The sequence below is a fragment of the Jiella marina genome (assembly GCF_024359545.1).
In the GTDB taxonomy this organism is placed as follows: Bacteria; Pseudomonadota; Alphaproteobacteria; order Rhizobiales; family Rhizobiaceae; genus Jiella.
This window is the reverse complement of record NZ_JAKQZG010000002.1, coordinates 158,529-176,463: the sequence shown is the minus strand read 5'-3', so window position 1 is coordinate 176,463 and position 17,935 is coordinate 158,529. Positions and strand designations below refer to the sequence as shown.

The following is a 17,935-nucleotide window of genomic DNA, read 5'->3' as shown; positions in this document are numbered from 1 at the left end:
GAATGGCTATTTCCGCTGCAATGGTCAAAGAACTGCGCGAGAAGACCGGCGCAGGCATGATGGACTGCAAGACCGCGCTCAACGAGACCAATGGCGACATGGACGCCGCGATCGACTGGCTGCGCAAGAAGGGTATCTCCAAGGCCGACAAGAAGTCCGGCCGCACCGCAGCCGAAGGCCTGATCGGCGTTGCCGCCGACGGCCCGAAGGCGGTCGTCGTGGAAGTCAACTCCGAGACCGACTTCGTCGCCCGCAACGAGGCCTTTCAGAGCCTGGTGAAGGACGTGGCCCAGGTCGCGCTGAGCACCGACGGGAGCGTCGAGGCGATCTCCGCCGCGACCTATCCGGGTTCGGAAAAGAGCGTCAACGACACGATCCGCGACGCCGTCGCCACGATCGGCGAGAACATGAACCTGCGCCGGGCCGCGATGCTGTCGGTCGGCGAAGGCGTTGTCGCGACCTACATCCACAATCAGGTCGCCGACGGTCTCGGCAAGCTCGGCGTTCTGGTCGCCATGGAGTCGGCCGGTGACAAGGCGGCGCTCACCCAGTTCGGCCGTCAGGTGGCGATGCATGTCGCGGCGACAAACCCGCAGGGGCTGAGCGCCGATGACATCGATCCGGCGATCGTCGAGCGCGAAAAGGCAATCTTCTCCGATCAGGCCCGCCAGTCCGGCAAGCCGGAGAACATCATCGAGAAGATGGTCGAAGGCCGGCTCCGTAAATTCTACGAGGAGGTCGTCCTCCTCAAGCAGGCCTTCGTGATCAATCCGGACCTGACCGTCGAGAAGGCGCTTGCCGAGGCGGAAAAGGAGATCGGCGCCCCGGCGAAGATCACCGCATTCGTGCGCTTTGCCCTCGGCGAAGGCGTCGAGCGCGAAGAGAGCGATTTCGCTGCCGAAGTCGCCGCGGCTGCCGGCAAGCGCTGACGGGCGCCGCCGCATGTTTTGCGAGGCGGGTGCCGTCTCCAGAGTGTGTCGGTGATACTTCAACGCGAAAAACATCGTTGGGCGCTCGCTTCACAAGCGGGCGCCCTTATTGTATCGGCAGGCGGGCTGTTTCGCCGTAGACCTCACGCGTCTGCTTCGACCGGGCAGCCCCTGCATTGATCAAGACCGCATGTCGCGTGCATGCGGGTCACAACGGCGACGAGGCGGGCCGCCGCCGGTCGCCCGGAACCAGGGTCGCCGATGAATTCCGAAATCCGCTATCGCCGCGTCTTGCTCAAGGTTTCGGGCGAAGCCCTGATGGGGGAGCAGGGGTTCGGGATCGATGTGGCCGTCGTGGATCGCATCGCCTCCGACATCGCCGAGGCGCGCAAGCTCGGCGTCGAGATCTCGGTGGTCATCGGCGGGGGCAACATTTTCCGCGGCGTCGCCGTCGCGTCGAAGGGCGGCGACCGCGTGACCGGCGACCACATGGGGATGCTCGGCACCGTCATCAACGCGCTGGCGCTGCGCACCTCGCTGACCAAGCTCGGCGTCGATGCGATCGTCCTTTCGGCGATCGCCATGCCGGAAATCTGCGAGAACTTCACCCAGCGTTCGGCGCTCGCCCATCAGGCGGCGGGCCGCGTCGTGATTTTCGCCGGGGGCACCGGCAACCCGTTCTTCACCACCGATTCCGCCGGTGCGCTGCGGGCCGCCGAAATGGGTGCGGCGGCACTCTTCAAGGGCACCCAGGTCGACGGCATCTATTCCGCCGATCCCAACAAGGACCCGAACGCCGAACGCTACGACCACCTCACCCATGCGGAGGTGCTCAATCGCGGTCTGGCGGTCATGGATGTTGCCGCCGTCGCGCTGGCGCGCGAGAACCATATTCCGATCGTGGTCTTTTCCATCCACGAGCAGGGCGAATTTGCCCGCATCCTGTCGGGGCGGGGACGTGCGACGACCGTTTCCGACTGAGACGCGAGCCGCCAACGAATTCAGATTCAAAAGAGGAAATGCCGAAGATGGCCGAAATCGATCTCAATGAAATCAAGCGCCGCATGGACGGCGCCGTCGCGAGCCTCAAGAGCGACCTCGCCGGTCTTCGCACCGGTCGTGCGTCGGCCAATCTGCTCGATCCGGTCACCGTCGAGGCCTATGGCTCGCAGATGCCGATCAATCAGGTGGCCAACATCTCGGTGCCGGAGCCGCGCATGGTCTCGGTCTCGGTCTGGGACAAGCAGATGGTCGGCAAAGTCGAGCGGGCGATCCGCGAGAGCAATCTCGGCCTCAACCCCGTCACCGACGGCACGACGCTGCGTATTCCGCTTCCTGAGCTGAACGAGGAGCGCCGCAAGGAACTGGTCAGGGTCGCCCATCAATATGCCGAAAGCGCCCGCGTCGCCGCCCGCCACGTCCGGCGCGACGGGATGGACACGCTCAAGAAGATGGAAAAGGGCGGCGACATCGGCCAGGACGAAAGCCGGCAGATGTCCGACAAGGTTCAGAAAATGACCGACGATACAATTGCGGAGATCGACAAATTGCTCTCCGTCAAGGAAGGCGAAATCATGCAGGTGTAGCGTCTGAGCTTCAGACGCCCTCATCGGGGACATCCAGACGGAAGGACGAGCAAAGTGCGTCATCCCCAACATGTCGCCATTATCATGGATGGCAACGGACGCTGGGCGCGCGCCCGCGGACTGCCGCGCAGCATGGGACACCGCCGCGGCGTCGAGGCCGTGCGAGCGGCCGTCCGTGCGGCGGGCGAACTCGGCATCCAGTACCTCACCCTGTTCGCCTTCTCTTCGGAGAACTGGCGCCGTCCGAAGGACGAGGTCGAGGAATTGATGGGGCTTCTGAAGCACTTCATCCGCCGCGATCTCGCCGATCTTCACAAGGAAGGCGTTCGCGTCCGGGTGATCGGTGGACGGGACGATCTCGCCCCCGACATTCTCTCCCTGCTCGAAGAGGCGGAGAACCTCACCAAGGACAATGACCGGCAGACGCTCGTCGTCGCCTTCAATTACGGGGCGCGTGACGAGGTGGCGCGGGCGGTCCGCCGGATTGCCGAAAAATTCGCCGCCGGTGAAGTCGCTCTCGATGCGTTGACCGCCGACTATCTCGACGAACATCTCGATACCGCCGGCATTCCCGACCCCGATCTGATCATCCGCACCAGCGGCGAATTGCGCCTGTCGAACTTCCTGCTCTGGCAGGCGGCCTATTCGGAATTCGTCTTTCTTCCCTGTCTCTGGCCCGATTTCGATCGCCAGGCTTTCGAAGCCGCGATCGCCGAATATGCCAGCCGCGATCGTCGTTTTGGAGGATTGTCGCGGGAAATCGCCTCTTAAGGCCTCGTCACGATGGGCCTCGAGATCCGCCGCTTCTTCTCTCAGGGCAGCTGGAGCGACCTTCGCTCGCGGCTGATCTCGGCCGTCATTCTCGGGATCCTCGTCCTCATTCTGGTGTCTGCCGGCGGCTGGTGGTTCCGGCTTCTGTGCTGCGTCGTCGGCTTCATCGTCTTCGACGAATGGTCGCGCATGACCCGGGCAAAGCGCGTGCGGCCGCATTTCTCCTTCGCCCGGCGCACCTTCTATTTCTCGCTCCTCGCCTTCGCCTTCGGCTTCGAACTGGCCTCCGCCCTGATCCTGGCCGCGGGTGCCGCCTTCCTGGCCTTCGTCGATCGCGACGAGCGAAAGGCCGACTGGCTACTCGGCGGCCTGGTCTATGCCGGTGTCGCGGCCTTGCCGCCGGCGCTTCTGCGCGGCAGCGATCCATCGGGTCTCCTGACCATCGGCTTCATCGTGACGATCGTCTGGTCGACGGATATCTTCGCCTACTTCACCGGCCGCTCCATCGGTGGGCCCAAGCTGATGCCGATCGTCTCGCCGAAAAAGACGATCTCCGGGGCGCTCGGCGGGTTGGTGGCGGGTGTCGCCTTCGGAAGCCTGTTCGCCTATGTGGCGATCGGATCGGTGAGCGTCTTCCTGATCGTGCTCGCCTGCGCGCTCTCGATCGCGGGGCAGGCGGGCGATCTCTACGAGTCCTGGATCAAGCGGCGTTTCGGCGTGAAGGATTCCGGCCGGCTCATTCCCGGACACGGCGGTCTGATGGATCGGATCGACGCCCTGATCGTCGCCATCGCCCTGGCCTGGATCGTCGGCGCCCTGGTGTCGGGTTTCACCGATCCGGCGGCCGGCATATTCCCGGTGTGAGCCGGGCTGTGATGGTCGACGCGAAATCGCAGCCATCATTGCGCCGAGATTGAGCGCTGCTATAGAAAGAGGCGGAGCCGTGCGGCTCGAGCGCCGAGGGGGAAGGACGACAATCGATGGAAAGCGTGCCTTTGATCTCGGGCCTGTGGGACAATGGACTGATCTACATCATTCCGTTCCTGTTCGTTCTGACCATCATCGTCTTCTTCCATGAGTTGGGACACTTTCTGGTCGGTCGCTGGTGCGGCATCAAGGCGCTCGCCTTTTCCGTCGGTTTCGGCCCGGAACTGGCAGGCTTTACCGACAGACAGGGCACCCGCTGGAAGCTCGCGGCCATCCCGCTCGGCGGTTACGTGAAATTTCTCGGCGACGAGAATGCGGCCTCGGTGCCGGACCATGGCGCGGTCGACAGGATGTCCGAAGCCGAACGGGTGGAAGCCTTTCCGGCGGCGAGTGTCGGACGCCGGGCGGCCACCGTCGCAGCCGGGCCGATCGCAAATTTCCTGCTCGCGATCGTCATCTTCGCGGGTGTCGCCTTCTTCAACGGTCGCGTGGTCGGCGACCCTGTCATTGCCGGCGTCGAGCCGGATTCCCCGGCCGCGGAGGCAGGTTTCGAGCCGGGCGACCGGGTGGTTTCCGCCGACGGCGAGGAAATCGCCTATTTCTCCGATCTCCAGCGCTATGTGGCGGCGCAGGGCGAGAACCCGATCAACTTCGTGGTGGAACGTGACGGGCGCCAGGTTGATCTGACCGTCACACCCCGCATGGAAACGCGAACCGATGAGTTCGGCAATTCCTTCACCCTGCCCATCGTCGGACTGCGCGCTGACAATACGACCGCAGGATTCCGGGTCGAGGAACTCGGCGTGGTCCAGTCGCTCGAATATGGCGTGTCGCAGACCTGGTTCGTCACCGCGCGGACGGTGGAGTTCATCGGGCAGGTCGTGACCGGTCGCCAGAGCGCCGATCAGATCGGCGGCCCGATCCGCATCGCCCAGGTGTCGGGCCAGGTGTCGACGATCGGGATCGCGGCGCTGTTGAATCTCGCGGCGCTTCTTTCGGTCTCGATCGGCATCCTGAACCTGTTGCCGATCCCCATGCTCGATGGTGGTCACCTGCTGTTCTATGCCTTCGAGGCGGTGCGCGGACGGCCGCTGAGCGAGCAGGTTCAGGAAGTGGGCTTCAGAATTGGGCTCGCGTTAGTCACTTTGCTTATGATATTCGCATTCTGGAACGACATAACCGGTCTCGTGTAAACGGGACTCCGGGCTGGGGGGCTTGGGGATGCAAATCATTAACCATCACGCCAAGGTTCGTGACCGCCTTGCAACGGCGTTTCCGATTCCTCAATCCCGTGCGGCGAGTTTGCTTGAACGGGACGGCAAAGCCGGTACAACGCTGAACCTGAAATGAAGCATGCGGCTTTGCGGGACGCAGACGAAAAGGTGGTGAACGATATGAAGGCTGGAACGAACATCTTGCGCACGGCCATGGCCATCGCGCTGTCTTCGACAGTCCTGACCGCCGCATCGATTACCGCGAACCTTGCCGCGACGGCCGTCGCCGAGGCTGCGACGATCAATCGGATCTCGGTGCGGGGTAACAGCCGGGTCGAAGCCGAGACGGTCCGCGGCTTCATGCAGATCTCGCCGGGCCAGAACGTGACCGAAGCGGACCAGGACGAGGCCGTGCGCCGGCTCTATTCGACCGGCCTTTTCTCCAACGTTCGGATCAGCCAGTCGGGCGGAACGCTCATCGTCGAAGTCGACGAAAACCAGATTGTCAATCAGGTGTTGTTCCAGGGCAACTCCAAGATCAAGGACGAACAGCTCGTCGCTTCCGTCCAGACTTCGCCGCGCGGCGCCTATTCCCAGGCTACGGTCGATGCGGACGTCGAGACGATCCGCGAAGCCTATGTGAGCATCGGTCGCAGTGACGCCATCGTCACGGCAACGACGCAGCCGATCGGCGAGAACCGCGTCAACGTCATCTTCAACATCCAGGAAGGCGACCGCACGCAGATCGAGACGATCAGCTTCGTCGGCAACAATGCCTACAGCGATGGCCGACTGAAGCAGGTGATCGCGCTTCGCGAGAGTGGTTTCCTGAGTTTCCTGCAGCGCGACGACGTCTATGACGAGGCCCGTCTGCGCGCCGACGAGGAGACGCTGCGCCGCTTTTACTACAATCACGGTTACGCCGACTTCCGGATCCTGTCCTCGGTCGCGGAGCTCGACGAGTCCCAGAACGCCTATTACATCACGATCACCGTCGACGAGGGCGAGCGCTACACCTTCGGCGACGTGCGTATCGACTCCACCATCGAAGGCGTAGACACCGATGCGCTCTACAGCGAGCTCGAGACCCAGCCCGGCGAAGTCTACAGCGCCAAGGATGTCGAGGACTCGCTCGTCAATCTGACCAACAATCTTGCGGCCAAGGGCTATGCCTTCGCCCAGGTGACCCCGCGTGGCGATCGCGATTTCACGAACCGGACGATCTCCATCGATTACGTCATCGATCAGGGCCCGCGCGCCTATGTCGAACGGATCGAGATCCGCGGCAACACCAAGACCCGCGACTATGTCATCCGGCGCGAGTTCGACGTGGCCGAAGGGGACGCCTTCAACCAGGTCCTGATCCAGCGGGCCAAGCAGCGTCTGGAAGACCTGAAATACTTCGATCGCGTCAACATCTCGACGGCCCCTGGCTCCGAGCCCGACCGCGTGATCGTCATCGTCGACGTCGTCGAAAAGGCGACCGGCGAATTCTCGATCGGTGGCGGTTACACGACGAGCGGCGACTCCTCGGGTCCGGTGGCGGAAATCGGCATCCAGGAGCGCAATTTCCTCGGCCGCGGCCAGTTCATCAAGGTGACCGCCGGCTTCGGCACCGACAGCAGGAATTACCAGCTTTCCTTCACCGAACCCTATTTCCTCGGCCAGCGCCTCGCCGCCGGCTTCGACGTCTATTATTCGACGAGCGAGACGGACGACTACGATGTCACGCGCGTCGGCGGCGACCTACGGCTGGCAGCGCCGATCACCGAGAATCTGACGGCCCAGGTTGCGTATAACTACAAGCAGGAAGAGTTCGGTGATGGCGTCGGCATCAACGAGTTTGCGACCTTCCCGCCGGGCGGTGGTGATCCGACGCGTTTTCAGCTTTTCGACGCCCCGGTCAACGGCGACCTTCTGACCAGCAGTTGCGGCACCCCGAATGCCAATGGCTTCGATTCCAACGGCAATCCCGTCTCCGTGACCGGTCTCACCGCCCCGGCCTTCACCGACTCGCCCATCATCAATGAGGCGATCTGTGATAGCCCCTACACGACCTCTTCGGTCTCCTACACGCTGACCTATAACACGCTCGACAACAATCAGGACCCCCGGGAAGGCTGGATTGTCAGCGCAGGCCAGGAATTCGCCGGTCTCGGCGGTGACGCCCAGTTCATCAAGACCACGGGCAAGGCGTCCTACTTCCAGCTGTTGAGCGAAGAGTACGATATGATCGGCCAGCTCTCTGGCGGCGCCGGCAACGTCTCGACCTTTGGCAACGACCTCCGTGTCTTCGACAATTTCTTCAAGGGCCAGGACATCGTCCGCGGCTTCGAGACCAAAGGCATCGGCCCGCGGCAGAACGGTGTCGCCATCGGTGGCGAGAATTATGCCAATCTCTCGGCCGAGGCGACGTTCCCGCTGCCCGGTATCAACCGTGATCTCGGCTTCCGCGGCGCGGTGTTCGCCGATGCCGGCTCCTTGTGGGGCAGCGAGTTCGAGGGCGCCCCTGGCGTCGTGGGAACCGACTTCTCCGTGCGTGCTTCGGCCGGCGTCGGCCTGATCTGGGCCTCGCCCTTCGGGCCGCTGCGGGTGAACTATGCTCACCCGCTCGCCGAAGAAGACTTCGACGAGACCCAGGAATTCTCCTTCGGCTTCTCGTCGCGCTTCTAGAACAAACGGGAGTGGAGCCGGCATCGGCTCCACACGGATACCAATGCCCGACACTGCCTTCTTTCCCCGAGGCGCGGGGCTGAGCTTGAACGACGTGTCGAGGCTCACGGGCTGCGAGATCGGTGAGGGCACCGATCCGGATCTGGTTGTGACCGGCATCGGCCCGCTCGACCATGCCGCTGCATCGGATCTGTCCTTCTTCGATAACCCGCGCTATGCGGACCAGCTTGCGTCGACGCGCGCCGGCTGCGTCATCGTGGCGCCGAAGCACCGTCATCTGCTGCCGGATGGATTGGCGTCTCTCGTAACGCCGCAGGTGCAGGGGGCCTTTGCCGCTGCGGGACGGGCACTGCACCCCGCCGCCCTGACCCCGCAATCGACCTACGGTTCGACAGGCATCTCGCCTCAGGCCGCGGTTCATCCCACCGCCCGGCTCGAAGAAGACGTGACCATCGAAGCCTTCGCGTCGATCGGTCCCGGGGTCGCGATCGGTCGGGGAACGCTGGTCGCCTCGGGCGCGGTCATCGCAGCCAATTGCTCCGTCGGCCGCAACTGCCGAATCGGAGCGCAGGTTTCCTTGTCGAACGCGCTTCTCGGGGATCGCGTGATCCTTCATCCCGGCGTCAAGATCGGCCAGGACGGTTTCGGCTATGTGCCCGGACCGGCCGGTATCGAGAAGGTCGTTCAGGTCGGCCGCGTCATCATTCAGGACGACGTGGAAATCGGTGCCAACTCGACGATCGACCGGGGCGCCGTCCGCGACACGGTGATCGGCGAGGGCACCAAAATCGACAATCAGGTGCAGATCGGGCACAACGTCACGATCGGTCGCTTTTGTATCATCGTCGCCCAGGTCGGCATTTCGGGCTCTTGCAAGATCGGGGATGGTGTGATGATCGGTGGGCAGGCCGGCATCAGCGGCCATGTCACCATCGGCGACAGGGCCCAGATCGCTGCGACCGCCGGGCTCGAAAGCGACGTGCCGCCGGGCGAGCGCTGGGGAGGCATACCGGCACGGCCCGTTCGCCAGTGGATGCGGGAGATCAAGGTTCTGTCCAATCTCACAAAGAGGGGACGGGCGCCGAAGGTGGGTGAGGATGAGTGAGACGACCGCGCTCGAGAGCGCAGACATCAACAAGATCATGGCCCTCTTGCCGCATCGCTATCCGTTCCTGATGGTGGATCGGATCGTCGAGATCGATGCCGACAGGCGCGCCGTGGGTATCAAGAACGTCACGGCCAACGAGCCGCATTTCCTGGGCCACTTCCCCTCCGCGCCGGTCATGCCTGGCGTCCTGATCATCGAGGGCATGGCCCAGACGGCGGGTGCGATCTGCACGCTGGCGCGCGGGGGCGACGCGCCGTCGCTCGTCTATTTCATGACGATTGACAACGCCAAGTTCCGCAAGCCGGTGATCCCCGGTGACGTGCTCGAATACCACGTGGTGCAAACCAAGAAGCGCGCCAATATCTGGAAATTCGAGTGCGTGGCCAAGGTCGGCGAGACCAAGGTCGCCGAGGCGACGGTGTCGGCCATGCTCGTCCCGCGCGACGAAGCCTGATCATGGCAGAGACGGTGATCCATCCTTCGGCCGTGATCGAGGACGGCGCGGAGATCGGTGAGGGCTGCGAGATCGGTCCCTTCTGCCATGTGGGCCCGCAAGTGAAGCTCGGCGCGAACAGCCGGCTGCGCTCCCATGTGGCGATTTGGGGCAACACGGCGATCGGCGCCGGAGCCCAGATCTGGCCCTTTGCCTCGCTCGGCCATGCGCCCCAGCATCTGAAATATCGCGGCGAGGATACGCGTCTGGTGATCGGCGAGAACTGCCTGATCCGGGAGCATGTCACCATGAATCCGGGCACGGTGCAGGGCCGGTCCGAGACGACGATCGGCGACAATTGCGCCTTCTTCACCGGCGCCCATGTCGCCCATGACTGCGTGATCGAGAAGAACGTCACGCTGATCAACAATGTCATGATGGCCGGCCACTGCACGGTCGGCGAATTCGCGACAATTGCCGGCGGTTCGGGCATCCACCAGTTCACGCGCATCGGCCACCACGCCTATGTGGGCGGGCTGGCGGCGGTCGAGGGCGACGTCATCCCCTTCGGCATGGTGCTCGGCAACCGCGCCTATCTCTCCGGCCTCAACATCATCGGCATGAAACGGGCTGGCTTCAACCGCGAGGCGGTGCGCAATGTGCGCCGGGCCTACCGGATGCTGTTTTCCGATGATCTGACCTTCAAGGAAAACATCGACGAGGTGCAGACCGAGTTCCCCGCCGATCCGCTGGTGCAGGATCTTCTCGGCTTCATCCGCTCCGGCGGCGACCGCGCGCTCTGCTTCCCGCGTCACACGCAACTCGCCTGAGGCCGGGAAGCCGATGGAGCCGCGCTTTCCGGGCGAACCCCTCGGCCTGATTGCCGGCGGCGGACGCCTGCCGAGGATCGTCGCCGAAGCGGCGCAGAGACGCGGCTGGTCGCTCCATGTCGCCGGCATCGCCGACGCCGAGGACGACGACTGGAGCGGTTTTGACGGCGGTTATTTTCCCTGGGGCAAGACGGGCGACGCGATCGCCTATCTGAAACGGCAGAACGTCCGGCGGGTCGTGACCTGCGGGACCGTCAGCAAGCGCCCGGACTTCCGCTCCGTCTGGCCGAGCCTTCGAACGCTCTTCCTGTTGCCGACGGCTTTTAGGATCGTGCGGGGTGGTGACGACAATCTCCTGCGCAACGTCGCCCGCTTTCTGCAGTCGGAGGGACTCGAACCCGTCGCGGTGCAGGACATCGAGCCTCGGCTGTTGGCGCCATCCGGTCTGATAGCCGGACAGGTGCCGGAGGCGAGCCTGTCGGCGGCGCTCGCCCTCGGCCAGCGATCCGCCGAGACGCTCGGCGCCTTGGATATCGGCCAGGCGGTGGTCGCCTCGCAGGAGCGTGTGATCGCGGTCGAGGCAGCGGAGGGCACGCGCGAAATGCTTCGCCGCGTCGCCGATCTGACGCAACGCGGCCGCCTGGGGCGGTCCGAGCGCCTGGTGCTCGTCAAGGCATTCAAGCCGCAGCAGGATGCGCGTTTCGATCTGCCCTCGATCGGCGTGACCACCATCGCCGAAGCGCGGGAGGGTGGCATCGAGGCCATTGGCGTCAGTGCGGGAGCGAGCCTTCTGATCGATCATGATGATCTGGTCGCGGCGGCGCGGGAGGCCGGTATCAGCGTTGTCGGCCTGGAAGCGCAAACCCATACGCGGCTCGGGCAGGCCAGCGCAACGGAGCCGAATTGATGCGAATCGCCTTCGTCGTCGGCGAACCGTCGGGCGATCAGATCGGCGCCGATCTGATCCGCGCCCTGAAAGCACGGCTGGGAGACGACCTCGAACTTGTCGGCCTGGCGGGAGAAGCGATGCAGGCGGAGGGGCTCGAAACCCTCTTCGATATCGACGAATTGTCGATCATGGGGGTGTCGGCGATCCTGGCGCGGCTGCCGCAACTCCTGATGCGGCTTCGGGAGACGGCGAACCAGATCATCGCGGCGAAGCCGGACGCCCTGGTCATCATCGACAGCCCGACCTTTTCCCACCGGGTCGCCAAGCGCGTGCGGGCGAAGCTGCCTGAGGTCCCGATCATCAACTATGTGCCGCCGACGGTCTGGGCCTGGCGCGAGAAGCGCGCAGCCGCCATGCGCCCCTATGTGGATCACGCCATCTGCACGCTGCCCTTCGAACCGGCGATCTATGCGCGGCTCGACGGCCCGCCAGCCAGCTATGTCGGCCATCCCTTGCTGAAGGATCCGGGCCTTGGTCGCGTCATGGCGCAAAGACCGTCGCCGCTTGCCGACCGCAAGCCCGGCGATCCGCCGCATCTCGTGATCCTGCCGGGCTCGCGAAGCGGCGAGATCAAGCGTCTGATCGACGATTTCGGGGCGACGCTCGCCCGCCTGTCAGAACTGGCACCCGGGCTGACGGCGACGCTTCCGACCCTGCCGCGTCACCGCAAGCGGATCGAGGAGGCGGCGGCGAACTGGCCGATCAAGCCGGAGATCGTCACCGGCGGAGAGGCGAAATGGGCCGCCTTCGCCAAGGCCGACGCCGCGCTCGCGGCCTCGGGAACGGTCTCGCTCGAGCTTGCGCTCGCCGGCATCCCGATGGCGCTCGCCTACCGGCTCGACCCGATCGCCTATCCGTTTCGCCATCTGATCAGCGCCTGGACGGCAGCGATGCCGAACTTCATCGTCGGCCACCCGCTGGTTCCCGAGCATTTCCACGAGATCATCCGGCCGGAGCTTCTGGCTCGACGATTGCAACGCCTGCTGACCGACACGCCCGAGCGACGGGCGCAACTCGAGGGCTTCGACGAGATCCGGCAGCTGATGGCGATCGACCGCGCACCGGGCGAGGCAGCCGCAGACATCGTGCTCGATCGTATCGCGGCATCTCGGTCAGGCCGTCTCGCGCATCCCTGAACGAAAAACGGGCGCCCCGCGGCGCCCGTGTCGTCTTTCGATGGCTGTCGACCAAATCGCCGAAGTCAGCTCCGCTCGCCGATCGCGACGTAGTCGCGGAGCGCAGCGCCGGTGTAGAGCTGGCGCGGGCGGCCGATGCGCTGATGCGGGTCCTCGATCATTTCCTTCCACTGGGCGATCCAGCCGACGGTCCGGGCAACCGCGAACAGCACCGTGAACATGGTGGTCGGGAAGCCGAGGGCCTTCAGCGTGATGCCCGAATAGAAGTCGACATTCGGATAGAGCTTCTTCTCGATGAAGTAGTCGTCGGTAAGCGCGATGCGCTCCAGCTCCATCGCCACCTCGAGCAGCGGATCGTCCTTGATGCCGAGCTCGTCCAGCACCTCGTGGCAGGTCTTCTGCATGATCTTGGCGCGCGGATCGTAGTTCTTGTAGACCCGGTGGCCGAAGCCCATCAGACGGAACGGATCGTTCTTGTCCTTGGCTCTCGCAATGAACTCAGGGATGCGATCCGCCGAGCCGATCTCCATCAGCATGTTGAGCGCCGCCTCGTTGGCGCCGCCATGGGCGGGGCCCCAGAGGCAGGCGATGCCGGCCGCGATGCAGGCGAAGGGGTTGGCGCCCGAGGAGCCCGCGAGGCGCACCGTCGAGGTCGAGGCGTTCTGCTCGTGATCGGCGTGCAGGATGAAGATCCGGTCCATCGCGCGAGCGAGCACCGGGTTGATCCGGTAGGGCTCGCAGGGCACCGCGAAGCACATGTGCAGGAAGTTTTCCGCGTAGGAGAGATCGTTGCGCGGATAAACGAAGGGCTGGCCGATGTGGTATTTGTAGGCCATCGCCGCGATGGTCGGCATCTTCGCGATCATGCGCAGGCTCGCGACCATGCGTTGATGCGGATCGGCGATGTCGGTCGAGTCGTGATAGAACGCCGACAGCGCACCGACCGAGCCGCACATCACCGCCATCGGATGGGCGTCGCGGCGGAAGCCCGTGAAGAACCGGCTCATCTGCTCGTGGATCATGGTGTGCCGCGTCACGCGGTAGACGAAATCGTCTTTCTCGCGCTGAGTCGGCAGTTCGCCATACAGAAGCAGATAGCAGGTCTCGAGGAAGTCCCCCTCTTCGGCAAGCTGGTCGATCGGGTAGCCGCGATGCAGCAGCATGCCCTCGTCGCCGTCGATATAGGTGATCTTCGATTCGCAGGACGCGGTCGAGGAGAAGCCGGGGTCATAGGTGAACACGCCGGTGTTCTTGTAGAGAGACGTCACGTCGACGACATCCGGTCCAATGGTACCGCTGCGCCGCGGGAGATCGGCATCCGACGATCCCAGTGTGAACTTCGCCGACTGGTCAGTCATTCGTACCCCTTTCGATCTTTGCCGCTACTCAGGACAAACCTATTGCAGCGCACACATTTCGACCACTCCCTGCCTACTCCAATGGCGAGAGTTCGACAAGTTTCATGGTGCTTAGCCGTGTGCGCTGCGAAAAATGGCCAAGGATCAGGCGGCCTGATCGCGCAGCCGGGCGAGCGCCTCGTCGCGGCCGAGAACGGCAAGAACGTCGAACACGCCGGGTGATGTCGTGCGGCCGGTCAGGGCGGCGCGCAACGGCTGCGCGGCCTTTCCGAGCTTCAGTCCAGCCTCTTCGGCATAGGCGCGCACCAGCGCTTCGAGGCTGGCGGCATCCCAGCTTTCGGCCGCTTCGAAGCGAGGCAGAAGGGCCGCGACCACGTCCCGACCGCCATCGGCCAGAATCGTCTCGGCCTTCTCCTCGATCGGCAGGGGCCGGCTGACGAACAGGAACGCCGCGCCGTCGGTCAGCTCGACCAGGGTCTTGGCGCGCTCCTTGAGGCCCGGCATGGCTTCGGTGAGCTTCGCCCGCGTCGTCGCGTCGTCGGCGGTTTTGAGGATCTCGCCATTCGGCAGCACGTCACGGCTGTCCATCAGCATGTCGACCAGTTCTTCGTCACTGGAGGCGCGGATCCAGTGGCCGTTCAAGGCTTCGAGCTTCTTGAAGTCGAATCGCGCCGCGCCCTTGTTGATCTGATCGAGGTCGAACCATTCGATCATCTTCTCGGTCGAGATGATCTCCTCGTCGCCATGGGCCCACCCCAGCCGGACGAGATAGTTCCGGAGCGCCACCGGCAGATAGCCCATCTCGCGATAGGCCTCGACGCCGAGCGCGCCATGGCGCTTGGAGAGCTTCGCCCCGTCCGGTCCGTGGATCAGAGGAATATGCGCCATGACCGGAATGTCCCAGTCCATCGCCTTGTAGATCAGCGTCTGGCGGCCGGCATTGGTCAGATGGTCGTCGCCACGGATGATGTGGGTGACGCCCATGTCGTGATCGTCGACGACGACGGCGAGCATGTAGGTCGGGTTGCCGTCCGAGCGCAGAAGCACGAAATCGTCGAGATCCTTGTTGGGAAAGCGGACCTTGCCCTGAACGAGGTCGTCGACGACGGTCTCGCCTTCGAGCGGGGCGCGCAAGCGGATGACCGGATCGACGCCCGGAGGCGCCTCGTTCGGATTGCGGTCGCGCCAGCGCCCGTCATAGCGCGGCGGGCGCTTTTCGGCGCGGGCCTTTTCGCGCATCTCGTCGAGTTCCGCCTGAGTCGCATAGCAGCGATAGGCCTGGCCGCGGGCGAGCAGTTCCTCCACCACGGCCCGGTGCCGCTCAATGCGGGCATATTGCGAGACGGCCGGTTCGTCGGCGGTGAGCCCGAGCCAGTCGAGCCCTTCGATGATTGCTTGGACCGCCGGCTCGGTCGAGCGGGCGCGGTCGGTGTCCTCGATGCGAAGCAGCATCTTGCCGCCCTTGGCCCGGGCGTAGAGCCAGTTGAACAGGGCCGTGCGCGCGCCGCCGATATGCAGGAATCCGGTGGGCGAGGGGGCAAAGCGGGTGACGACGGTGTCCGCCATTTCAACTCCAATGTCGATGGGATCGGTCTGCGCTACGCCACTGAAAACGTCGCAATCATTTGCGGGCTGTGTAGCATAGGCACTTTCGAAGGCAAGCAAGGGGGAGCCCGTCGCCATTGCCTCAGCTTCGCCCGAGCCCGGATCAGGCCTCTGGCCATGCGACGCGCCCGCGCAAGAGCCCGCGCGGATGGGCATGGCGTTGGTGGCGGCCGACCCGGGCCTCGGCCGGCGCCTGGGCGGCGTGGCCGGAAGAAGGTGGTTCTCCCCTCGTGGCGTCGGGGCGTGGTTCAAGCGGCAGATAGAGCGCGAAGGCGCCGCCCGCTCCGGCTTCCACATGCTGCCCGTCTCCCTGATGATCGGCGTGCTGGCGGTCTTCGTCTTCGACTGGCGGCCGAATCTCACCGCGACGAGCGTCGCGGCCCTCCTCTTCGCGCTGGCCGCATGGCGCGCGGCGGCCCGTCCCGTTCTCCGGCTAGGCCTGACCGCCCTAGCAGGCCTCCTCTGCGGCGGGCTGGTTTCGCTCGCAGAAATCCGGGCGACGGACACGACGATCATTTCCGGCACGGCGACCACGCGGATCGCCGCCACGGTCGTGGAGCGGGCGCGCGACGACAGAGGTCGCATGCGCTACCTCGTGGAAATCAGCGGTACGACCCGGCCGGTACTTTCCCGCCCGCCGGAACGCGCGAAAATCATGGTAAGCGCGAAGCACGATCCGATCGCGCCGGGTGAACCCTACTATGGTCTCGTGCGGCTCGGCCCGCCCTCGGGCCCGGCCGCCGTGGACGGCTATGATTTCGCGTTTTTGCCCTTTTTCGACGGTGTGGGCGCGCAGGGCTTCGCGTTGGGGGCCCCGGACGCCGTGCCGGCCGAGGGTCTGTCACCGCCGCCTGCGCCGACGGGCCTTGCCGCTACCGCCATCACGCTTTCACGCTTGCGCGGCGCAATGACCGATCGCATTGTCGAGGCTGCCGGGAGCGGAGAGGCGGGCGCGATCGCGGCCGCCCTCGTCACCGGCGAGCGGGCGGGGATCTCGGACGAAGCCGAAACTTGGCTGCGCGGGGTCGGGCTCGCCCATGTCCTCTCGATCTCCGGCCTGCATCTCGCGATCGTGGCCGGTTCGGCGCTCATTCTCTTGCGCTCGCTCTTCGCGCTGTTTCCGGCGCTATCGCTGCAATATCCGGTGAAGAAGCTGGCCGCCGCTGCGGCCCTTGTGATCGCCGCGCTCTATCTTTTCCTGTCAGGGGCAAACGTCGCCACCGAACGTGCCTTCGTCATGCTCGCGGTGATGCTCGTGGCGGTGATGTGCGACCGGCCGGCGCTTACCCTGCGCAATGTTTCGATCGCCGCCATCGTGGTGATTCTCCTGTCTCCGCACATGGTCGTGACGGCGAGCTTCCAGATGAGCTTTTCGGCCACGCTGGCACTGATCGCGGGCTACGGCGCCTTCATGCGCTGGCGCGGGCCGAAGAAGATGGAGGAGCGACGCTCTCTCGCCGCGACCGCTCTGCGCCTCGTGGCCGCAACCATCATCGGCATCATCGCAAGCTCTGTGATGGCGGGCGCGGCGACGGCGCCGTTCGCGGCCTATCATTTCCACCGGGTGGCGCCCTTCGGCCTCGTCGCCAATGTTTTGACCCTGCCGCTCTTCACGCTGGCGATCATGCCGCTCGGCCTGATCGGCTCGCTGCTGATGCCCTTCGGTCTCGACGGCTGGTGTTTCTCCCTGATGGGGCTCGCGCTCGATCTGGTGCTGGCAGTTTCCGAATGGCTCTACGGCGTCCTGCCGGATCGGGGGACGGGACCGATCGACGGGCTCGGCGTCGCATGGCTGAGCGCGGCTATTCTGGCGGTCGCTTTCTTCGCCAGCCAGTTTCGATGGATTGCGCTTCCGTTCGCCATTGTGGGTCTTCTGACGATCCGCGACACGGACCCGCTGCCGCAGCTCCTCATCTACGAGGATGGCAAGATGGTCGCGGCGTTCGCGGAAGACGGCGATATCGCCTATCTGAGGGATCGGCCGAAGCGTTTCGTCGCCGATCAGTGGGAGCGAAGCTTCCTTTCCGGAGGAAAAGGCGAGGCGGACGAGGCGCATCGCGACAACCGGATCGCCCCGCCCTGCAAGGAAGATTTCTGCCGCTTCGAGACCCGCAATGGCATTCGCGTCGCCTGGACCGACGATTACCGGAAGACCGGTCAGGCCTGCGATACGGGAGACGTCGCGATCGTCGCCCGTGCGATCCGCCTTGGCGAATGCCGCTCTGGCGCGGTTCTGGTCACACTGCGCACATTGCGGCAAAGCGGCTCGCTCGAAGTCTCGCTCGATCCTGTCACGCGGCGACCGATCGTGGCTCGTGCGGTGCCGAGCGATCCCCCGCCCTGGAACCGGCATCGCCTGGCGCCCTGGCCGGAATACTGGCGCAAGCCCAAGGATGCGACACAGCCGTGAGGGTCG

At 64.7% G+C, this 17,935-nt stretch carries 15 protein-coding genes; 13 read left to right on the top strand and 2 right to left on the bottom strand.

The annotated features are described in order from the left end of the window. The first annotated feature begins 2 nt into the window (after nucleotides 1–2). The 12 genes from tsf to lpxB all read left to right on the top strand — a co-directional run bounded on the left by tsf (nucleotide 3) and on the right by lpxB (nucleotide 12,556). The gene (tsf, locus tag MF134_RS04365; protein WP_255338183.1) at nucleotides 3–929 is read left to right on the top strand and encodes a translation elongation factor Ts; all 927 of its coding nucleotides are present in this window, start codon (nucleotides 3–5) and stop codon (nucleotides 927–929) included. A gap of 261 nt (nucleotides 930–1,190) precedes the next feature. Continuing rightward, the gene (gene pyrH / locus MF134_RS04360; RefSeq protein ID WP_255338182.1) at nucleotides 1,191–1,910 is read left to right on the top strand and encodes a UMP kinase; all 720 of its coding nucleotides are present in this window, start codon (nucleotides 1,191–1,193) and stop codon (nucleotides 1,908–1,910) included. 47 nt (nucleotides 1,911–1,957) lie between these two features. Next, a complete protein-coding gene (frr, locus tag MF134_RS04355; protein ID WP_255338181.1) occupies nucleotides 1,958–2,515 on the top strand; it encodes a ribosome recycling factor in 558 nt (185 codons plus the stop codon). Nucleotides 2,516–2,599: 84 nt separating this feature from the next. Beyond that, nucleotides 2,600–3,286 (top strand): isoprenyl transferase, encoded by a 687-nt coding sequence (locus MF134_RS04350; RefSeq protein WP_457589951.1) that lies wholly within the window; start codon nucleotides 2,600–2,602, stop codon nucleotides 3,284–3,286. Between the two features lie 12 nt (nucleotides 3,287–3,298). Further along, nucleotides 3,299–4,150 (top strand): phosphatidate cytidylyltransferase, encoded by an 852-nt coding sequence (locus MF134_RS04345; RefSeq protein WP_255338179.1) that lies wholly within the window; start codon nucleotides 3,299–3,301, stop codon nucleotides 4,148–4,150. Between the two features lie 116 nt (nucleotides 4,151–4,266). Then, nucleotides 4,267–5,406 carry an RIP metalloprotease RseP gene (rseP, locus tag MF134_RS04340; RefSeq protein ID WP_255338178.1) on the top strand — a complete coding sequence of 380 codons (1,140 nt, stop codon included), beginning with the start codon at nucleotides 4,267–4,269 and terminating at the stop codon, nucleotides 5,404–5,406. A gap of 201 nt (nucleotides 5,407–5,607) precedes the next feature. Further along, nucleotides 5,608–8,100 carry an outer membrane protein assembly factor BamA gene (gene bamA, locus MF134_RS04335; RefSeq protein WP_255338522.1) on the top strand — a complete coding sequence of 831 codons (2,493 nt, stop codon included), beginning with the start codon at nucleotides 5,608–5,610 and terminating at the stop codon, nucleotides 8,098–8,100. Nucleotides 8,101–8,143: 43 nt separating this feature from the next. Next, entirely contained in the window at nucleotides 8,144–9,205 is a 1,062-nt protein-coding gene (gene lpxD / locus MF134_RS04330) for a UDP-3-O-(3-hydroxymyristoyl)glucosamine N-acyltransferase (protein ID WP_255338177.1), read from the top strand. Beyond that, nucleotides 9,198–9,662, top strand: coding sequence for a 3-hydroxyacyl-ACP dehydratase FabZ (gene fabZ, locus MF134_RS04325; protein ID WP_255338176.1), 465 nt, complete (start codon nucleotides 9,198–9,200; stop codon nucleotides 9,660–9,662). Before lpxD ends, fabZ begins: the two co-directional genes overlap by 8 nt. A gap of 2 nt (nucleotides 9,663–9,664) precedes the next feature. Next, nucleotides 9,665–10,471 (top strand): acyl-ACP--UDP-N-acetylglucosamine O-acyltransferase, encoded by an 807-nt coding sequence (gene lpxA / locus MF134_RS04320; protein WP_255338175.1) that lies wholly within the window; start codon nucleotides 9,665–9,667, stop codon nucleotides 10,469–10,471. 13 nt (nucleotides 10,472–10,484) lie between these two features. Beyond that, nucleotides 10,485–11,378, top strand: a complete 894-nt coding sequence (locus tag MF134_RS04315) for an LpxI family protein (RefSeq protein ID WP_255338174.1) — start codon at nucleotides 10,485–10,487, stop codon at nucleotides 11,376–11,378. Then, nucleotides 11,378–12,556 carry a lipid-A-disaccharide synthase gene (lpxB, locus tag MF134_RS04310; protein ID WP_255338173.1) on the top strand — a complete coding sequence of 393 codons (1,179 nt, stop codon included), beginning with the start codon at nucleotides 11,378–11,380 and terminating at the stop codon, nucleotides 12,554–12,556. Before MF134_RS04315 ends, lpxB begins: the two co-directional genes overlap by 1 nt. Nucleotides 12,557–12,621: 65 nt before the next feature. Here lpxB and gltA read toward each other — a convergent pair whose 3' ends face one another. Together gltA and gltX are read right to left on the bottom strand one after the other, a co-directional pair. Next, entirely contained in the window at nucleotides 12,622–13,914 is a 1,293-nt protein-coding gene (gene gltA / locus MF134_RS04305) for a citrate synthase (protein ID WP_255338172.1), read from the bottom strand. 144 nt (nucleotides 13,915–14,058) lie between these two features. Further along, complete coding sequence (gltX, locus tag MF134_RS04300; RefSeq protein WP_255338171.1) at nucleotides 14,059–15,480, bottom strand: glutamate--tRNA ligase; 1,422 nt, start codon at nucleotides 15,478–15,480, stop codon at nucleotides 14,059–14,061. Between the two features lie 187 nt (nucleotides 15,481–15,667). Here gltX and MF134_RS04295 point away from each other — a divergent pair, with 187 nt between their 5' ends. Then, a complete protein-coding gene (locus MF134_RS04295; protein WP_255338170.1) occupies nucleotides 15,668–17,929 on the top strand; it encodes a ComEC/Rec2 family competence protein in 2,262 nt (753 codons plus the stop codon). Nucleotides 17,930–17,935 lie beyond the last annotated feature (6 nt).

Excerpts from the sequence above, each read along its gene's own strand:
- MF134_RS04315 (WP_255338174.1), top strand. The coding sequence starts at position 10,485 with ATGGAGCCGCGCTTTCCGGGCGAACCCCTCGGCCTGATTGCCGGCGGC.
- pyrH (WP_255338182.1), top strand. The coding sequence starts at position 1,191 with ATGAATTCCGAAATCCGCTATCGCCGCGTCTTGCTCAAGGTTTCGGGC.
- gltX (WP_255338171.1), bottom strand. The coding sequence starts at position 15,480 with ATGGCGGACACCGTCGTCACCCGCTTTGCCCCCTCGCCCACCGGATTC.
- MF134_RS04350 (WP_457589951.1), top strand. The coding sequence starts at position 2,600 with ATGGATGGCAACGGACGCTGGGCGCGCGCCCGCGGACTGCCGCGCAGC.
- lpxA (WP_255338175.1), top strand. The coding sequence starts at position 9,665 with ATGGCAGAGACGGTGATCCATCCTTCGGCCGTGATCGAGGACGGCGCG.
- lpxD (WP_255338177.1), top strand. The coding sequence starts at position 8,144 with ATGCCCGACACTGCCTTCTTTCCCCGAGGCGCGGGGCTGAGCTTGAAC.
- MF134_RS04295 (WP_255338170.1), top strand. The coding sequence starts at position 15,668 with ATGGGCATGGCGTTGGTGGCGGCCGACCCGGGCCTCGGCCGGCGCCTG.
- frr (WP_255338181.1), top strand. The coding sequence starts at position 1,958 with ATGGCCGAAATCGATCTCAATGAAATCAAGCGCCGCATGGACGGCGCC.
- MF134_RS04345 (WP_255338179.1), top strand. The coding sequence starts at position 3,299 with ATGGGCCTCGAGATCCGCCGCTTCTTCTCTCAGGGCAGCTGGAGCGAC.
- gltA (WP_255338172.1), bottom strand. The coding sequence starts at position 13,914 with ATGACTGACCAGTCGGCGAAGTTCACACTGGGATCGTCGGATGCCGAT.
- fabZ (WP_255338176.1), top strand. The coding sequence starts at position 9,198 with ATGAGTGAGACGACCGCGCTCGAGAGCGCAGACATCAACAAGATCATG.
- tsf (WP_255338183.1), top strand. The coding sequence starts at position 3 with ATGGCTATTTCCGCTGCAATGGTCAAAGAACTGCGCGAGAAGACCGGC.
- lpxB (WP_255338173.1), top strand. The coding sequence starts at position 11,378 with ATGCGAATCGCCTTCGTCGTCGGCGAACCGTCGGGCGATCAGATCGGC.
- rseP (WP_255338178.1), top strand. The coding sequence starts at position 4,267 with ATGGAAAGCGTGCCTTTGATCTCGGGCCTGTGGGACAATGGACTGATC.
- bamA (WP_255338522.1), top strand. The coding sequence starts at position 5,608 with ATGAAGGCTGGAACGAACATCTTGCGCACGGCCATGGCCATCGCGCTG.